17 protein-coding genes are annotated in these 17549 nt (G+C 38.7%); 9 read left to right on the top strand and 8 right to left on the bottom strand.

From position 1 onward, the window contains the following. Positions 1-11: 11 nt before the first annotated feature. The 3 genes from genA to genR form a co-directional block, all read right to left on the bottom strand. Positions 12-1442 (bottom strand): 6-phospho-beta-glucosidase GenA, encoded by a 1431-nt coding sequence (genA, locus tag IGL07_RS01535; protein WP_010816992.1) that lies wholly within the window; start codon positions 1440-1442, stop codon positions 12-14. A 26-nt stretch (positions 1443-1468) separates the two neighbouring features. After that, a complete protein-coding gene (gene genB, locus IGL07_RS01540) occupies positions 1469-2803 on the bottom strand; it encodes a PTS sugar transporter subunit IIC (RefSeq protein ID WP_002355207.1) in 1335 nt (444 codons plus the stop codon). A 173-nt stretch (positions 2804-2976) separates the two neighbouring features. Beyond that, complete coding sequence (gene genR, locus IGL07_RS01545; RefSeq protein ID WP_002362941.1) at positions 2977-3738, bottom strand: transcriptional regulator GenR; 762 nt, start codon at positions 3736-3738, stop codon at positions 2977-2979. 198 nt (positions 3739-3936) lie between these two features. Here genR and IGL07_RS01550 point away from each other — a divergent pair, with 198 nt between their 5' ends. The 6 genes from IGL07_RS01550 to IGL07_RS01575 all read left to right on the top strand — a co-directional run bounded on the left by IGL07_RS01550 (position 3937) and on the right by IGL07_RS01575 (position 10508). Beyond that, positions 3937-4527 carry a dihydrofolate reductase family protein gene (locus tag IGL07_RS01550; protein ID WP_002386047.1) on the top strand — a complete coding sequence of 197 codons (591 nt, stop codon included), beginning with the start codon at positions 3937-3939 and terminating at the stop codon, positions 4525-4527. A gap of 131 nt (positions 4528-4658) precedes the next feature. Beyond that, complete coding sequence (locus IGL07_RS01555; protein ID WP_010816993.1) at positions 4659-6026, top strand: TrkH family potassium uptake protein; 1368 nt, start codon at positions 4659-4661, stop codon at positions 6024-6026. A gap of 20 nt (positions 6027-6046) precedes the next feature. Beyond that, the gene (locus IGL07_RS01560; RefSeq protein ID WP_002355211.1) at positions 6047-7210 is read left to right on the top strand and encodes a cation:proton antiporter; all 1164 of its coding nucleotides are present in this window, start codon (positions 6047-6049) and stop codon (positions 7208-7210) included. Positions 7211-7337: 127 nt separating this feature from the next. Then, positions 7338-7778 (top strand): CopY/TcrY family copper transport repressor, encoded by a 441-nt coding sequence (locus tag IGL07_RS01565; protein WP_002358353.1) that lies wholly within the window; start codon positions 7338-7340, stop codon positions 7776-7778. Between the two features lie 15 nt (positions 7779-7793). Then, positions 7794-10280, top strand: coding sequence for a heavy metal translocating P-type ATPase (locus tag IGL07_RS01570; RefSeq protein ID WP_010709189.1), 2487 nt, complete (start codon positions 7794-7796; stop codon positions 10278-10280). 21 nt (positions 10281-10301) lie between these two features. Next, positions 10302-10508, top strand: a complete 207-nt coding sequence (locus IGL07_RS01575) for a heavy-metal-associated domain-containing protein (RefSeq protein ID WP_002355215.1) — start codon at positions 10302-10304, stop codon at positions 10506-10508. Positions 10509-10552: 44 nt separating this feature from the next. On the opposite strand, the gene IGL07_RS01580 is transcribed toward IGL07_RS01575, so the two are convergent. Together IGL07_RS01580 and IGL07_RS01585 are read right to left on the bottom strand one after the other, a co-directional pair. Continuing rightward, positions 10553-11923 (bottom strand): DUF5808 domain-containing protein, encoded by a 1371-nt coding sequence (locus IGL07_RS01580; protein WP_010816994.1) that lies wholly within the window; start codon positions 11921-11923, stop codon positions 10553-10555. Next, on the bottom strand, positions 11923-12312 hold the full coding sequence (locus IGL07_RS01585) for a GntR family transcriptional regulator (RefSeq protein ID WP_002358356.1): 390 nt from the start codon (positions 12310-12312) through the stop codon (positions 11923-11925). Before IGL07_RS01585 ends, IGL07_RS01580 begins: the two co-directional genes overlap by 1 nt. Positions 12313-12461: 149 nt before the next feature. On the opposite strand from IGL07_RS01585, the gene IGL07_RS01590 reads away from it, so the two are divergent. Then, on the top strand, positions 12462-13790 hold the full coding sequence (locus IGL07_RS01590) for an aminopeptidase C (RefSeq protein WP_002358357.1): 1329 nt from the start codon (positions 12462-12464) through the stop codon (positions 13788-13790). Between the two features lie 44 nt (positions 13791-13834). Here the strand turns inward: IGL07_RS01590 and IGL07_RS01595 are convergent, their stop codons facing one another. Both IGL07_RS01595 and IGL07_RS01600 read right to left on the bottom strand, forming a co-directional pair. Then, positions 13835-14455 carry a flavin reductase family protein gene (locus IGL07_RS01595; protein ID WP_010816995.1) on the bottom strand — a complete coding sequence of 207 codons (621 nt, stop codon included), beginning with the start codon at positions 14453-14455 and terminating at the stop codon, positions 13835-13837. Between the two features lie 21 nt (positions 14456-14476). Then, positions 14477-15451: a ring-cleaving dioxygenase gene (locus tag IGL07_RS01600; RefSeq protein WP_010816996.1), complete on the bottom strand. Its 975-nt coding sequence runs from the start codon at positions 15449-15451 to the stop codon at positions 14477-14479. Positions 15452-15717: 266 nt separating this feature from the next. On the opposite strand from IGL07_RS01600, the gene IGL07_RS01605 reads away from it, so the two are divergent. Together IGL07_RS01605 and IGL07_RS01610 are read left to right on the top strand one after the other, a co-directional pair. Continuing rightward, positions 15718-16074, top strand: a complete 357-nt coding sequence (locus IGL07_RS01605; protein WP_002386054.1) for a DMT family transporter — start codon at positions 15718-15720, stop codon at positions 16072-16074. Further along, a complete protein-coding gene (locus IGL07_RS01610; protein ID WP_002355223.1) occupies positions 16071-16382 on the top strand; it encodes a DMT family transporter in 312 nt (103 codons plus the stop codon). Before IGL07_RS01605 ends, IGL07_RS01610 begins: the two co-directional genes overlap by 4 nt. 95 nt (positions 16383-16477) lie before the next feature. Here the strand turns inward: IGL07_RS01610 and IGL07_RS01615 are convergent, their stop codons facing one another. Next, on the bottom strand, positions 16478-17524 hold the full coding sequence (locus IGL07_RS01615) for a chitinase (protein WP_010816997.1): 1047 nt from the start codon (positions 17522-17524) through the stop codon (positions 16478-16480). Positions 17525-17549: the final 25 nt, after the last annotated feature.

The following is a 17549-nucleotide window of genomic DNA, read 5'->3' on the forward strand; positions in this document are numbered from 1 at the left end:
AGGCTTTTTGTTTATAATTCTTCCCCATTCGTAGCAATCACTTGTTGATACCAAGCAAACGATTTTTTCTTTCGCCGCTCCAACGTTCCGTGACCATCGTTGTCTTTATCTACATAAATGAAGCCATACCGTTTCTTCATTTCGCCTGTACTAGCACTCACTAAATCGATGAATCCCCAAGGTGTGTAGCCCATCAAATCAATGCCGTCATACGCAACGGCTTCTTTCATCATCTCAATATGTTCACGTAAATAAGCGATTCGGTAAGTGTCGTTAATCGTTCCGTCTGGTTCTAGCTCATCAATAGCACCAAAGCCATTTTCAACAATAAAGAGTGGTAATTCATACCGATCATTGAACCAATTCATTGCATAGCGTAAGCCCATAGGATCGATTTGCCAACCCCAATCAGATGTTGCTACATAAGGATTTCGCACCAAGTCTTTTGCTTCATTGTAGTCAAAAGTAGGGGCCTTTTCTGCACCTTTCACAGCAAACGACATGTAATAGCTAAAGCCAATATAATCAACACAGCCATTAGCTAAATCAGTTAAATCTTCTTCTGTGACATCTAATGAAATGTTTTTTCGTTTCAAATAGCATTGAATTGCACTTGGATAATGACCGCGGACATGAACATCGGTAAACCAATAACGTTTTTGCATTGAGCTAACACTCATCATCATATCCTCAGGATTACAAGAATAAGGATAAATAGGCACCATCGCAATCATACAGCCAATTTGGAAGTCGGGATTGATAGCGTGGCCAATTTTCACTGCACGTGCGCTAGCGACTAGTTCATAATGAGCAGCCTGATACATAATTGCTTCGCGGTCTTCTCCTTCCTGGTAAGCAATACCAGAGTTAGTAAAAGGTGCAAAATCTTCTTCATAATTGGCTTGGTTGTTAATTTCATTAAAGGTCATCCAATATTTGACTTTTTTCTGGTAACGAGTGAAACAGACTTCAGCAAATTTGACAAAAAAATCAATGACCTGGCGATTGCGAAAACCGCCATATTTTGTGACTAAATGATAAGGCATTTCAAAGTGAGACAGTGTGACGACTGGCTCAATGCCATTTTTTAAACACTCGTCAAAAAGTGCATCATAAAAACGAAGGCCTTCTTCATTGGGCGTTTCTTCATCTCCGTTAGGAAAAATTCGTGTCCAAGCAATAGAGGTTCGGAAACAATTTAAACCAAGTTCTTTGAATAGTTGAATATCTTCTTGATAGCGATGGTAAAAATCAATCGCTTCATGGTTAGGATAGTGTTCATCTGGTAAAACGCCTGCGGTAATTTTACGAGGGACGCCATGTGCACCGGCAGTCATTACATCCGCAACGCTCACCCCTTTACCGCCTTGGTCCCAGCCTCCTTCTAATTGATGAGCAGCGACAGCGCCGCCCCAAAGAAAATCATTTTTCAAAATTGACATATCGTTTCAGTCCTTTGTTCAAATTTTTATACGTTTTGTGCTTCGACTTTTTCAAGGGTTTCTTCAGTAATTGGTTGATTGGTTTCTTCTGCGTAATTAAGTGCATCCATTTTTTTAGCAAACGGTAAATAGATAAAGAAACTCATCGTCAGTACTACTACTTGAAGCAACGCGGCTTGCCAACCACCAACTAAAAGTCCAGAAATGATTGGAGGAGTAGTCCAGGGAACTTGTACCGCAGTAAAGAGAGGAACCAGTCCTGTGTACAAGGCAAAATATGTCACAACAGAAGAAACAATCGGTGTGATAATGAATGGCACAGCCATGATTGGGTTCATCACGATAGGTGTAGCAAAGACAATTGGCTCGTTAATATTGAAAACAGCTGGCCCAATTGAAAGCCGACCTAATTGCTTAAACTGAGCTGATTTGGCAAAGAAAACCATGAACACGACTAACCCGATTGTCATGCCCGCACCAGTGACCGTTAAAAATTGATCTAAAAATTGTTGTGTAACAATATGGCCACCATTAGCCAGTGTTAAGTCTTTTCCTGATTTCAAAATTTCGGTATTTTCTAAAGAGTTTGCTTGTAAAATAGGGCCCATGATACCGCCAACGATTGTTGACCCGTGAACACCGAAAAACCAAAAGAGGGGAATGACAAAACCTAATAGTAATGCGCCACCTAGTGAATCTGTGACTCCTTGAAGTGGTGATTGTAGCACTTCGTAAATAAAGTCAAAGAATGTCGTATTGAAGACTTTATCTAGAAGAATGAAAATTAGCATTGCACCAGTTACAATGACGCTGGCAGGAATTAACGCAGTAAAGGAATTGGCCACATTTTCTGGTACAGCTTCTGGTAATTTGATACGAATATCATGACGTAAAAACCAACTATATACAACGCCGACTAACAAACCAACAATAATAGCTGTAATCATCCCTTTGCCAGCTGTCCAATCTTTGTTGATGACATTGCCAACTACTGCGCCAGAAACCGCATCTTTGACTTCAGATGACATAAACAAAATGAAAACCACCATGGCAATCATGCCCGCTGGGAGGCCTTCAAATCCCTCGCTTTTTACATATGAGTAGGCAATACCGATGACCGCAAATAACGACATAATCGCAAAAGATGCCCCATATGCTTGATTGAAATAAACAGCCAGGCCACTTGCGTTAACCCATTCAGAAATAGCTGTAACTGGGAAATTCGCTAATAGAAGAAACACGGAACCAACAATGGTAAAAGGCATCGTGTAAAGCATCCCGTTCCGTAAGGCAGTAATTGCTTTGGTATTGACGAATTTTAGTACTGGAGGTAATAATTTCTCGTTAATCCATTCGTTCATAAAAATCTCTCCTTTGAAGAATAATATAAATGCAAATGTATCCGTTTACATATTTACTATATAAGGTTATTTGAAGAAAAAATAGACTTTTGCTTGAATGAGAAACATGTACCAAGAAAAAAAACACAAAAGCTCATGCTGTTTTAGACAGCATGAGCTTTTGTGAAAAACAACTAGGAAGGTGTTTCATCTAGTTCCTTTAAAAGTTGACTTGCTTGATGAGCTAGGAGTTCAATTAAAGCAATGACAGGGATTTGAGTGGTTGTATTAACTGATTTATCTGCAAATGGAGAACGTTCGTCGGGCATATAATAGGAGATGTTGTAGTCAGCCAAGCGGGCAATAGTTGAATGTTGATTGTTGGTAATGCTTAGTACTTTGGCGCCAGCTGTTTTAAAATCGGTCATTTGTTTAATCATTTCATTGGTTTCCCCAGATACAGACAGAATCAAGGCTAATGTATTTTCAAATCCGCGCTTGGGGATAGGCGTAAAGGGGTCAGCAATACTGTAAGAATTGATATTTAAGTTGGCAAAATAACGACTGCCATAACTACCTAAAATTCCGCTAGTACCAATGCCAGTAAAGGCAACGTGACGTGCTTGAACAATCATTTGGATTGCTGGACGAAGCATTTCGTAATAGGTTTCTTGGTTTAATTTTTTTAAAAAAGCATCGACGTGAACCGTGGCATCATAAAAATTTTCAAACGTTTGTGTTTGTTTGGCTTCTTCTTTCACTGCATATTTTAATTCGGAAAAACCAGCATAGCCCATTTTGTTACAAAATCGTAGAATCGTTGAGGTGGAGACATGACAGGAAGTAGCCAGTTGGCGAATGGTCTGTTGAGGGATTTGGTGCAGGTGTTCCAATACATAATGGTAAACGAGCATTTCTAATTCATTCAAGGTCTGAACCTTCTCTAAATCAAACAAAGTAATCCTCCTTTATATAAAAACTGAATATGTTATTTTTTTGTGTAAATCAAATAAACCAATTCTTATTTTTCTTGAAAAAAATGTAAAATAACTCAATAAAAAGTTTCTTATTTCCTATTTTACAAAAAGTAGCCCAATTATCCTAGTTTTTCTCTTTTTTCTTTTAAAAATAACAATGCGCACCCCTAGAGTTTTTTGAGAAAACAAGCTAAAATAGATAAGAAGAGAAAAGGAGGCGTTGATGTGGCACGGGAAGTAATTTTATTTATTGCAGCGAGTATTGATGGTTTCATTGCGGACAAAGCGGGCGGTGTTGCTTGGTTAGAAGAGAATATTCGTGGCGATGAAGAAGATCGTAGTTACGATGAAATGTATGAAAAAATAGACACTGTGGTAATGGGGCGGACTACTTATGATCAAGTGACACAAGAATTGTCCCCAGATGTGTATTTTTATGAAGACAAGCATTCTTATATCATTACCTCTCATCCAGAACCATCAACTGCTTCAAGAACTTTTACCAAGGAAGATCCCGTCACATTAATTCGTCGTCTCAAAGAAGAAGACGGCGCGGGAATTTGGATTGTTGGCGGCCCGAAAGTGGTTCAACCGCTTTTGGCAGCTGATTTAATTGATACCTTCATTTTGACGACAATACCACTGTTTCTGGGTGAGGGCATTGCTCTATACGAGACAATGGCTCAATCAATTCCAGTTCGTTTAAAACAGGTTTATCAAAAAAATGAGTTGGTTTATTCGATTTATCAACGTGAAAACAAAAATTAAAAAATAATTATTCGGTTGGGCAAGTTGCTTTCAAGGTTTTGAGTTTCTCATAGGGCGAGAGGAACAAAGCAACAGTTGTCTAGCCGTTTGTGTTGTTTTTGATTGACAAAGAAATGGTAGAGGAGAAAAAAATGAAACATCAGATCAAAAAAAGGTTGTATATTTCACCTGTTCAAACAATTGTCTTAGGCTTTTTTTTATTAATTGTTGTAGGCACAATCTTATTAATGATGCCTTTTTCTGCACAAGCTGGACAAAAAACGCAATGGATTGATGCTTTTTTCGTGGCAACTTCCGCCGTCTGTGTTACAGGGCTTTCGCCTTTGAATACGGCGGAACATTGGAGTCCTATCGGGCAAGTTATTATTATGATTTTGATTGAATTAGGCGGCTTAGGCTTTTTAACCGTTGCCACGATTTTCTTTAGTTTGCTACGGAAAAAAGCGTCACTAAGTGTACGGATGTTGTATCAAGAAGCTTTAAATGTTAGTGAAGTTTCCGGAGTTTTTCGTTTAATGAAATATATTATGAAGTTTGCGGCCATTATTCAATTACTTGGAGCCTTCTTGTTGTCCTTTCAATTTGTGCCAACATTTGGGTGGAAAAAAGGGATGTTTTTTAGTCTCTTCCATGCCGTTTCGGCATTTTGTAATGCTGGCTTTGATTTGCTAGGGGATAGTATGGTTCCTTATCAAAATTCGCCTTATCTTTTACTAGTCATTAGCTTTTTAATTATAGCTGGTGGCTTAGGATTTATTGTGTGGCGCGATATTTTTGCAATGATTAAAGGTTATAAAAATAAAATTAAGCACCGTGTTAGTATTCATACACGCCTTGCTTTAACGGTGACCGCCACCTTTTTAGTCTTAGGGACCGTTATTTTTTACATTTCGGAATATCGCCATTTTCCAGCTGACATGTCTTTTTGGCAGCGTCTTGTCAACAGTTGGTTCTTGTCGGTTACACCAAGAACGGCTGGCTTTTATTCAGTTGATTATTTGAAAATGAGTAATCCAGGCCTGATTGTCACGATTTTGTGGATGTTTATTGGTGGCACTTCAGGATCAACCGCTGGCGGCTTGAAAACCACTACGTTTGGTGTGTTATTTTTACAATTTCGTGCGATTTTTAAAGGGAAACAGCGAGTGGAATTCCATGAACGCACAATTCCTGAGCGAGTAGTGCTCCAAGCATTTACTTTGTTCTTCTTGGCAACTTTTTTATGTGTAACTGCTTCGGTTATTCTCTCGTTTACAGAAACATTACCTTTAAAAAACGGGATTGAGTATATCGTTTTTGAAGTGATTTCTGCATTTGGAACGGTCGGTTTAACAATGGGGTTAACACCAGATTTAACTGTTTTTGGTAAACTGGTGATTATTTTTCTAATGTTCGTCGGTCGTGTGGGTGTGTACACGGTGTTATTGTCATTAATTAAGAAAGGCTTGGAAAGTCAGTCGAAAGTTCAATATCCAAAAGAATCAGTGATGATTGGTTAATAGAGAAAGAGGGAAATAGAATGGAATTTTTAGGTATTTTATGTTTGATTTTAATTACAACAACTTTAGCAGGTGTTGCTTGTAAAAGAGTAGGAATTCCTGCGGTAATTGGGCAATTGCTAGTAGGGATTGTGTTAGGTCCAGCGATGTTAAATATTGTGCATCAAGATGTGTTTGTGCATGACTTTTCAGAAATTGGTGTCATTATGCTGATGTTTATTGCTGGAATGGAATGTGAATTGGAATTATTGAAAAAATATGCGAAACCTAGTGTCATGGTCGCTATTTTGGGCATCGTTTTACCGGTTGGTTTTACTATGTTGATTGGTCAGCTGTTTGCTTTTTCTTGGAAAGAAGCTTTTTTCCTTGGGTTAGTTTTAGCAGCAACGTCGGTCAGCATTTCAGTAGAAGTATTAAGAGAGTTGAATGTTTTAAGTAGTAAAGAAGGTGCAACGATTCTTGGGGCTTCTGTCGTTGACGATATCGTGGTCGTGATTATTTTAAGTGTTGCTGTCGGCATGATTGGTGCAAGTACAGGCGGCAATACAGAAGTCAGCTTTATTGTTAAGTTAATTGAACAAGGCTTATTCTTTATTGGGATTTTCTTTTTGGTCCGATTTATCGCTCCCTATTTACTACGTTTAAGTCAAAAAATGAATATTGGGTCGTCTGTTATTATCATGTCATTGATTATCTGTTTGGGCATGGCTTATTTGGCTGATTTAGTTGGTTTAAGTTCTGTCGTAGGTGCCTTTTTTGCAGGGATTGCTGTGGGACAAACGGATGCAAAAACAGAAATTGATTTCAATATTGAAGCTATTGGCTATGCCGTGTTTATTCCCGTCTTCTTTGCCAGCATTGGCTTATCAGTGACATTTAACACGTTAGGAAAGGATTTACCTTTTATTTTGGTAATGACGATTATGGCGATTTTAACGAAATTACTGGGCGGTGCCTGGGGAGCGAAAATGGTTGGTTTCTCCAATACAAGTTCTTTAATGGTCGGTGCTGGGATGGTTTCGCGTGGGGAAATGGCATTAATCATTGCGCAAATTGGCTACCAATCTAAATTACTTTCAGAAGCGTATTATACGAGCATGATTGTGGTAATTATCTTAACGACCTTAGTTGCACCGTTCTTATTGAAATACTTTGTTAAAAAACAAGAATCTGCGTTGCAATAAAAAAGATGAGCAGAAGTTGTTGACAAAAAAATAAAATAGCTATATGATGAGTTCAAGATAAACGACTACGTTTGTAGTCAGTATTCTTGAACTCTTTTTTTATTGATGAAGGAGGAATTTAACGAGTATGGCAAAAGATAAATTAGCGACAATTACAGATGCAGAGTGGGAAGTCATGCGGGTTATTTGGACCCAAGGCAAGACCACGAGTCGTGAAGTGCATACACTTTTAAATGAGAAGAAAGAATGGAAATCAACGACCGTCAAGACGTTACTAAGTCGTTTAACAGATAAAGGGTTAGTTGGAACGGAGAAAGCAGGTAATAAATATATTTATTATCCGCTAGTAGAAGAACGTCGGAGCGTTGAAACGGTGGCAGACGAACTTTTAGCCAAGGTGTGCAGCCGTAAAGTTGGTTCCGTGGTGGAAACAATTTTAACAGAGAGTCAGTTGAGTTATGACGATTTGGATCGATTAGAGGAACTCTTGAAAGAGAAGCGCAAGACGGCGGTTGAATCCGTCCCTTGCAACTGTATTCCTGGTCAATGCCAATGTCATTTAATTTAAAAAGGAGTGAAAAAAATGGAAAGTAAAACGTTTGATATTGAAGGGATGAGCTGTGCTTCCTGTGCCCAAACGATTGAAAAGGCTACGGCGAAGTTACCTGGGATGGCAAAGGCAAGTGTCAATTTAGCTACGGAAAAATTAAGTGTCACGTATGATCAGACGGAAGTCACAGAAGAAGAAATTAAGGAAGCTGTGTCAGATGCTGGCTACAAGGCGATTAGCCCAGCCCAGCAACGAACGTTTGCGATTGAAGGAATGAGTTGTGCTTCCTGTGCCCAAACGATTGAAAAAGCTGTGAACCAATTATCTGGTGTTCAACAAGCGATTGTTAATTTAGCCACGGAAAAACTGGTGGTTAGTTATGACGACCATCAAGTAACGAGTGCTGAAATTATCAAAGCAGTTACGGATGCAGGTTATCAGGCGACAGAAGAAGTCGCTGCAGGTGCAACAGCGGACCAAGATCGTGAAAAGAAACAAAAACATATTGCTGAGATGTGGCAACGTTTTTGGATCTCAGCGGTGTTTACAGTGCCACTTCTTTATATTGCGATGGGACACATGGTAGGCTTACCATTGCCGGATTTTTTGAATCCAATGACACATGCGACGACCTTTGCAATGGTTCAATTGATTTTGACGTTACCCGTTCTATATGTCGGCAGAGAATTTTTCACAGTTGGTTTTAAAGCATTATTTAAAGGGCATCCGAATATGTTTTCTTTGGTAGCTTTAGGAACCAGTGCTGCTTTTGTGTATAGTTTATATGGCACAGTCATGATATTCTTAGGAGATACAAGTTTTACAATGGCTCTTTATTATGAATCAGCGGGTGTTATTTTAACTTTAATTACATTAGGAAAATATTTCGAAGCTGTTTCAAAAGGGAAAACCTCAGATGCGATAAAAAAATTAATGGGTTTGGCGCCGAAAACTGCTCATATTTTACGTGATGGCGCAGAAATTGAAGTGCCAGTTGATGCTGTTCAGTTGGATGACATTGTGATTGTTCGCCCAGGAGATAAAATCCCTGTTGATGGAGTGATTGTTTCAGGCAGTAGTTCTGTGGATGAAGCCATGTTAACGGGCGAAAGTTTGCCTGTTGAAAAGAAAGTCGGTGATGCAGTAATTGGTGCTAGCATCAATAAAAATGGCAGCTTTCAATTCAAGGCGACAAAAGTGGGAAAAGAGACGGCCCTTGCCCAAATCATTCAATTAGTGGAAGATGCGCAAGGCTCAAAAGCGCCGATTGCACAATTAGCTGATAAAATTTCGGGTGTTTTTGTCCCAATCGTTATTGGTTTGGCTGTTCTTTCTGGCTTGGCTTGGTTCTTTTTAGGACAAGAGTCATGGATTTTCGCTTTGACAATTACCATTTCTGTGTTAGTGATTGCTTGTCCTTGTGCGCTCGGCTTGGCAACGCCGACTGCGATTATGGTGGGGACAGGTAAGGGCGCTGAAAATGGCGTTTTAATTAAAAGTGGGGATGCTTTAGAAACCACTCACAAAATTCAAACAATCGTGTTTGATAAAACAGGAACTATTACAGAAGGCAAACCGGTGGTTACAGATATTTTAGTTGCTGATTCAGCACTTTCAGAAGCTGAGTTACTAACATTAGCAGCTTCTGCAGAACAAGGATCAGAACATCCTCTAGGTGAAGCAATTGTGGGGGCGGCTAAAGAACGTCAATTGCCATTAGCAGAAGGAAGCGATTTTTCAGCGATTCCAGGTCACGGGATCCGTGTGACAGTCAACGAACGAGTCCTACTTTTGGGCAATATAAAATTAATGAAAGAAGAAGCCATCGAGCTATCAACATTTGTTCAACAAGCGGATCGTTTGGCAGAAGAAGGGAAAACCCCAATGTTTGTGGCAAAAGATGGTTCGTTTGCGGGTATCATTGCGGTAGCAGATACTGTGAAGGATAGCAGTCAAACAGCCATTGCACGTTTGCATAAAATGGGGATCGAAGCCGTGATGATTACGGGAGACAACAAGCGTACTGCCGAGGCGATTGCAAAACAAGTAGGTATCGATCGTGTCTTAAGTGAAGTTTTACCAGAAGATAAAGCGTTAGAAGTGAAAAAACTACAAGCAGAAGGCAAAAAAGTTGCGATGGTGGGTGACGGTATTAATGATGCACCAGCACTTGCCCAAGCAGATGTGGGGATTGCTATTGGTTCAGGCACAGATGTTGCAATGGAATCGGCCGACATTGTGCTAATGCGTAGTGATTTAATGGATGTGCCTACAGCAGTTGAATTAAGTAAAGCGACCATCAAAAACATCAAAGAAAATCTTTTCTGGGCATTTGCTTATAATACATTAGGTATTCCAGTGGCTATGGGTGTGTTACACTTATTTGGTGGACCTTTGTTAAGTCCGATGATTGCAGCAGCAGCTATGAGTTTTAGTTCAGTCTCTGTCTTACTAAACGCCTTACGATTGAAAGGATTTAAACCTTCGACGGTGAAAAGAACTAGTGGAAGTCAAAAATAAAATTGAAAAGGATGAAGTGAAATGGAAAAAACAGTAAAAATTGATGGGATGAAATGTGATGGCTGTGTTCAAGCGGTCACTGAAAAATTTAGTGGAATTGACGGCGTAACGAATGTTGCGGTTCACTTGGCAGATCAAACAGCCGTTGTGACAGCAGATCGTGAAGTAAGCCAGGATGAACTGAATACCACGTTGGCAGATACAAAATTCAAGGTTGTCAGCGAATAACAAAAAAACAGGGCCTACCATCATGAGTAGACCCTGTTTTTTTGTTATGGAAGTTTTGCTTTGATTTCCTGATAAATCTTAGTTGTTTCTTGACCCTCACGCGCAGTATAATAATAAACTTTCTTCCGCGTTTCTATTTTCAGAATCGGATGACTTTTTGTATAAATTAGTAAATAAGCAGGTTTTCCAGCGACTTTAAATTCTCCTGTTAAGTAACTATCTGTCGCAGCACCCATTGTGCGGATGCGTTCTTGAGGTAAGTCATCAATCAAAGAAACAGCAGTGATTTGGTTAAAAGAAATTGACCTTGTTTTTGCTAATGGGGCAGATAACTCAATTTGTTTCTTTTCAATAGTTGCTTGAAAGGCATGACTAGAAAAATCATTTATAAACATCGGCACTGTGGCAAAGAACAGCACCGCAATCGTTAAAATCCCAGTAGCAGCTAGAATAATTTTCCCAGCAGGCCGTCCTAGGTTAATAGATAAATTCATACCAATGCGATCAGGAACCATGATTTTGGGGTCCTTTGGATTGATATAAATCCCATACCGCCAATATTGATCATCATCCCCATAGCGATAATCGCCAGCCTGTAAAACGAATTGATCTTGTTTTTTGCGCATTGAAAATAGGTAGTAGAAGAGAAAGCCTACATAAACAAACAAAAGAATAAAGTAACAAAATGTAAGAGCCATCGCAACCGTATAATCAATTACAATTGTGAAAGTTGGTAAAATGGTTAGCGGTGCAAAAACTAAGGCGGATAAAACCATTAAAACAGACCAATGATGCCGAAATAAATCATTGATTTGCTGATTAATTTTTGAGTCACTAGTTAGCGGTTTGACAGGTAAGCGCGCAATAAAATAATAGCCGCCAATGAACAAACTTAACATCAAAACAGTAATTAAGAAAAGAATCCAGGAACCAATCGCCGTTTGCAAGGAATAAAAGCCCCCAGCAAAAGTAAGAATAATCGCAGGTAAAAACCACCAAAATGAAATAAGTTTCTGGTTTTTATTTAAAACTAATTGCGTATCGATTAAGAGAGGACGCTTAGGTAGCAACCAGCCGTTTTGCATTTTTAAAGCGGCCATTTTGCGAATATAAACAATTTGCAGATAGTAGCCACTGCCAATAAAACTAAATAAAAGTAACAGAAAAAGGAACAATAAAATCGAATCATAAGGAATAAATAACAAAGGTAAACTAAGAACACTAAAAACGGCTGCTAGTTGAACCAAGCGTTTTTTATAACTTTTTCGGATTGCTTGAACGCTGGGATCTTGTAGTTTATCTTCTGGTAAAGTGTTTTCCAAAATAATATTTTTGTGAGGATTTGCATAAATCCCCATAGTAAATGCCATAAAAAAAGCGACAGAAACTAGGATGAAATAAAAGAATACCGCCATTATAATGCACGCCCTTTCGAATCAAAATTTTGATAAATTTTCTGAATAAGTGCTTGGATTTCTGCTTCGGATTGCTGATGTAAAAAACTTTCAGCCAACAGAAGTTCTAAACGCTCATGCAATTGCTGTTGCCAAACAGCGGTAGCAGGTAACTTTGCGGCAATTTTGGTGCCGTTACGACGGTCAGTCACAATATAACCTGATTGCTTTAACTTGTTATAAGCTTTTGAAACAGTCATCATATTGACCCCGATTTCGTCCGCCAATTGTCGGATAGAAGGCAAACTTTCATTGGGAACCAGTTCACCTTTGGCAATGCCTACAATGATTTGATCAATGAGTTGCTGATAGATGGGCTGTTCGCTTTGTTCATCTATTTCTAAAAGCATCGAATCACTCCTGTCTTATTTGTGCTATCTGTATTATATATACTAATACAAAAAGAGTTGGAAAGCAAGGAATTTAGAGTAAATGGTTGTTTCTGTTTAAAGAGAAGCATATAATGAAGAAGAACGTAAAATGAAAGGACGATGAAAATATGACAGCAATTGAACCAAAATTAACAGAGAAATTCCATCAAGATTTCTTGAACAATAATAAACAAAATGCCTTACAACGTAGTGTAGTAAAAAATGGTATCAGCGCTTCAGGTGAATCTGTACAAGGAGCCGTGAATAACGTACCCGTCTTTTCAGTCGACTTAGCTACTGGAAAAGTGGCCAATCAAAAACAAAGCGGTCGCTGCTGGATGTTTGCGGCATTAAATACATTTAGACATAGAATGTTAAATGCGTTTCAATTAAAAGATTTTGAATTATCACAAAACTATACATTTTTCTGGGATAAATATGAAAAATCAAATTATTTCTATGAAAATATTATTGCAACAGCCGATCAACCGTTGACTAGTCGTAAAGTGGCCTTTTTATTAGCTACACCACAACAAGATGGTGGGCAATGGGATATGATCGTTTCAATTTTTGATAAATATGGCGTAGTGCCTAAAACGGCAATGCCTGAAAGCAGCAACAGTTCCAATTCACGTGATTTAAACAACTATTTAAATAAAAAATTACGCAAAGATGCAACAATTTTACGTAGTTTAATTGAAAAAGGCGCTTCTGCTGAAGAAGTCCAAAAAAACAAAGAAGCAATGTTACAAGAAATTTATAATTTCTTAGCAATCTCTTTAGGAACGCCGCCAGAAACCTTTGATTTTGAATACCGTGACGAAGAAAAAAATTATCATTTGGATCAAAATCTAACACCGCAAACATTCTTTGAAAAATACGTTGGCGTTAATTTACATGATTATGTAAGTATTATTAATGCTCCTACAGAAGATAAACCCTTCAACAAAACATACACTGTTGAAATGTTAGGGAATGTTGTCGGCGGCAAAGAAGTTAAATATTTAAATGTAGAAATGGCTGCTTTCAAAAAATTAGCTGCTGCACAATTGGAACAAGGCGAATCTGTTTGGTTTGGTTGTGATGTCGGACAATCTTCAACACGTGACACAGGAATTATGGCATTAGACGTTTACGATATGAACGATCTTTTTGATATTGATTTTACGATGACTAAAGCAGAACGTTTAGACTTTGGTGAAAGCTTAATGACACACGCCATGGTTTTAACAGGTGTTGATATCGTTGATGGTCAAACAACAAAATGGAAAGTGGAAAATAGCTGGGGCGAAAAAGTCGGTGAAAATGGCTTCTTCGTCATGAGCGATGCGTGGATGGACGAATACACTTATCAAATCGTTGTGCACAAAGATTTATTAACTGACGAACAGAAAAAAGCTTGGGAACAAGCGCCAACTGTTTTGGCACCTTGGGATCCAATGGGAGCATTAGCATAAAACAGAAAAAGAAGGCCCCCGCCGTCATGGCGGGGGCCTTCTTTTTACGTTGGGCGGCGAACTTCACGGATTTCGCCCAATGTTGTATAATCATTACCTGCTAAACGAGCAATCGGTTGGAGTTTTTCAGGTAAAATGTACTGATGTTCTTCATCAAAAACGGCTGAATCAAAATAGAAATCGGTAATTTCTACAATGAATAAATCCGTAATAATTTGACCTTCATGGTTATCAATAGGTACATATTGATGTAAGCGAGCTTCCATCCGAATCGGCGCGGCTTTGATTGCTGGAACAGCAACAGTCTGGCTGGCAATGGTTTCAATCCCAAATGTGTCAATTTCACTGATCTCTGCTGCTAAAGACGCCGAAGTCTGATTCATTTGAGTAAGAACGTCTTCGTTAACGAAATGGATGACAAGTTCTTTAGTAGCCAAGATATTTCGTGCCGTATCTTTAGGCTCTTTGTCTGGTCGTAAAATGGACAACGTTGCTAAAGGAATTTCAGCTGCCGCCGCATTAAAGAAACTAAAGGGGGCAGCGTTGACGATACCTGTGGCTGTATCTTGTGTCGTAACCCAAGCGATTGGTCGAGGAATAATGCTTCCTGATAAAAATTTATACGCTGTTTTTGCAGATAACTCGTTACTATTGTAATGAATCATAGGAGCCTCCTAGAAAAAATACTAATTTCGTTGAACATTCGCATCTGAAGTATCGAAAGGACGCACAAATTCTTCAATCCCTGCCCGTTTTGGTTCTAAAAATGGCGGTAATGATAATTTTTCGCCAGCGTGTTCATAGGTTTCATCCTCTAAAAATCCAGGACCATCGGTTGCCAGTTCAAATAAAACATGTGTTGCTGCCAAGAAATATTCAGATTTAAAGTAAAAACGTTCCACAAAGCCAGAATTAGGAAATTCCAAACGATTAATTTTTTCAATCCAGAAACGTAGTGCTTCCTCATCGGCAACACGCAAGGCTAAGTGATGGACATTGCCGTAGCCTTCTTGAGCCGCTGGCAAATCTTCCCGATGCTCTACGATAATGCTGGCACCATTCCCACCTTCGCCAACTTCAAATAAATGGAAACTACCTTCAGCATCAATCAATTTGAACCCTAAAACTTCAGTTAAAACTAGTTGCAGATGTTCGTAATTTTCGACAGTTACAAAGGCTGGTCCTAAGCCGATTAAAGCATGTTCACTAGGAACGTTAGATTTTTTCCAAGGCGTGCCGGCTGCAACACCTTGGTTCTTTTCATCAGAAATAAGTTGGTAACGTTGATTGTCAAAATCTTCAAATTCTAAATACTTTTTACCAAAACGTTCTTGAATTTCTCCATGATCAATTTCATATTCATTAAAGCGTGATACCCAGTAATCCAAAGCAGCATCATCTTTTACACGGAAGGAAGTACGAGAAATTGTATTGGTTCCTTTGGTTCCTTTAGGTAAGCCTGGGAAGTCAAAGAAAGTCATATCTGTTCCGGGAGAGCCGGCATCATCAGCAAAAAATAAATGATATGTTTCAATATCGTCTTGGTTAACAGTCTTCTTAATTAAACGTAGACCTAAAATATCGGTGAAAAAGTGATAAATTTTTTCGGCACTTGAAGTCATGGCAGTGACGTGGTGTAAACCTAAAATTTGTGTATTCATAATAAAAATCCTCCTAAAAGAAAAATAATTTTTCAATTAATTAACTTACTAAAAGTAAGTTTAAGTGATTAGTCCTAAAAATGCAAAAGAAATGTCTCGAATTCGAACTATTATTTTTTAGTTGATTTTTTTTAAAAATAAGAATATAATAGCCTGAGATATTTTAATACATAAAACTTTCGTAAACATCGCCGGATGCTTGCGACTAAAGTGTTAATGAACAGTTCTTAGGCCATAGCTGAACTGTTTGTTGGCACTTTTTTTGTTTGGAAGGGAAGGAAAACAAGATGAGTAAAGCTTGGTTAAAAGTTATTTTTGGCGCTTTTTGTGAAGTGATTTGGGTCATTGGCATGAAGCATAGTACAACATGGTGGGAGATTTTAGGGACAGTAATCGCAATCTTTATCAGTTTTTATGCGCTGATTAAAGCAGGAGAGGAATTGCCAGTCGGCACAGCCTATGCTGTATTTGTCGGCTTAGGTAGTGCTGGAACTATTGTAACAGATCATTTTTTATTCCACACACCATTGGGCATAGGAAAAGTTCTTTTTCTGTTGCTGTTATTAATAGGTGTGATTGGCTTAAAAATGGTAACTGGAAATAAAGAGGAGGAAACAAGATGAGTTGGTTATACTTAGTTATTGCAGGCTGTTTTGAAATCTTTGGCGTAGGTTCAATTAAATTATTTACAACAAAAAAAGACTTACGTTCATTGTTAATTTTAATTCTAGCGTTTAGTGGTAGTTTTTTATTTTTATATTTAGGGATGAGACAACTACCGATGGGCGTTTCTTATGCAGTTTGGACAGGAATTGGTACAGCAGGAGGCGCTATTTTAGGAATGCTCTTAGGTGAATCAAAAGACCTACGCCGGATATTTTTTATTTTTTTAATCATTGTTTCTGTGATTGGTTTAAAATTAATTGGTTAGAAAGCAAGAGAACATTGTTTGGATTATTGAAAGACAGGTGAGTAAAATTTAAAAAGAGACAGAACCAAATGCGGTGTTCTGTCTCAAAATAGCTTTTATTTTACAAGGTTACTATAACGTGTCGCAAATTCATTGTTGTAGGACTTGCCGTTGACATCTTGACCAACGTCCCAATTTGCAGACCAAGTCATTAAGCCACGGATAGGATTACCGTCTTTTGCTAACTGATCAAAAGTTTTGGCTACAGGGGTAGCCTCAACGACATAGCCGCTACCAGCCGCATCCCGATTTGCTGGTAAACCAAGGACTAATTTATCATTTGGTATCTGTAGATAGCCGCGCGTGCCATGGATTAATGAATCAGACATATAATAGAGGAACTCGTATTTTAGAGCATCGTTGCTTTGAGCAACCCAAGTCATAATTTCATCAACCCAGACACCGTCGCCGCCTTGGTTATATAATTGTGGGGCAATGTAATCATAATAACCATTTAGGGAAGTAATGTATGTTTCATAAGCGGCACCAGGTTTTAAATAAGGGAATTCTGGCGCCATCGTAATGATGAAATTTTTTCCTTGTGCTCGATAATGGTCTTTGACTATTTTCAACGCAGCAGGGATGACGGTTTGGTTGTCACCAGCAGTAATCGCCAATTGCTCTAAGTCGATGTCTAAACCATCAAAGCCGTATGTTTCCACTTGACGAATGATTTCATTCGCAAAGGCTTGTTCATCGCCTTTGACTAATTGGATATGTGCATCTGCTCCACCAAGTGCCAATAAAACTGCGCGACCTTGACTATTTAATTGTGCGACTTCTTGTCGGAAGGCAGTGTCCGTTTGGTTATAAGGCTTGAACGTAGGAATCCGTGTCGTACCATCGCTTTTCATGAAGGAAACCGGTACGACATTGTAGGCTTGATTTACTTCTGAAAGGTTCAGCGATGCTGATGTTCCTTGTTTGTAACCATCGTGTCCTTTTGAGGCCCAGTTATGCCAATATCCAACCAACACTTTTTTGCCAGAGATATCTACCATCGTATCCGCAGCATCTGCAGAAGCTTGAGTAGGCGTTAACCACAAGCCAACTGCTACGGTTGAAAGAAGGAGAAAAGCAGGAATTATTTTTTTTAGCTTCATTTTTTGAGAACTCCTTTAATTTAGT

It is taken from the genome of Enterococcus sp. DIV1368f (genome assembly GCF_051712245.1).
Classification (GTDB): Bacteria; Bacillota; Bacilli; order Lactobacillales; family Enterococcaceae; genus Enterococcus; species Enterococcus faecalis.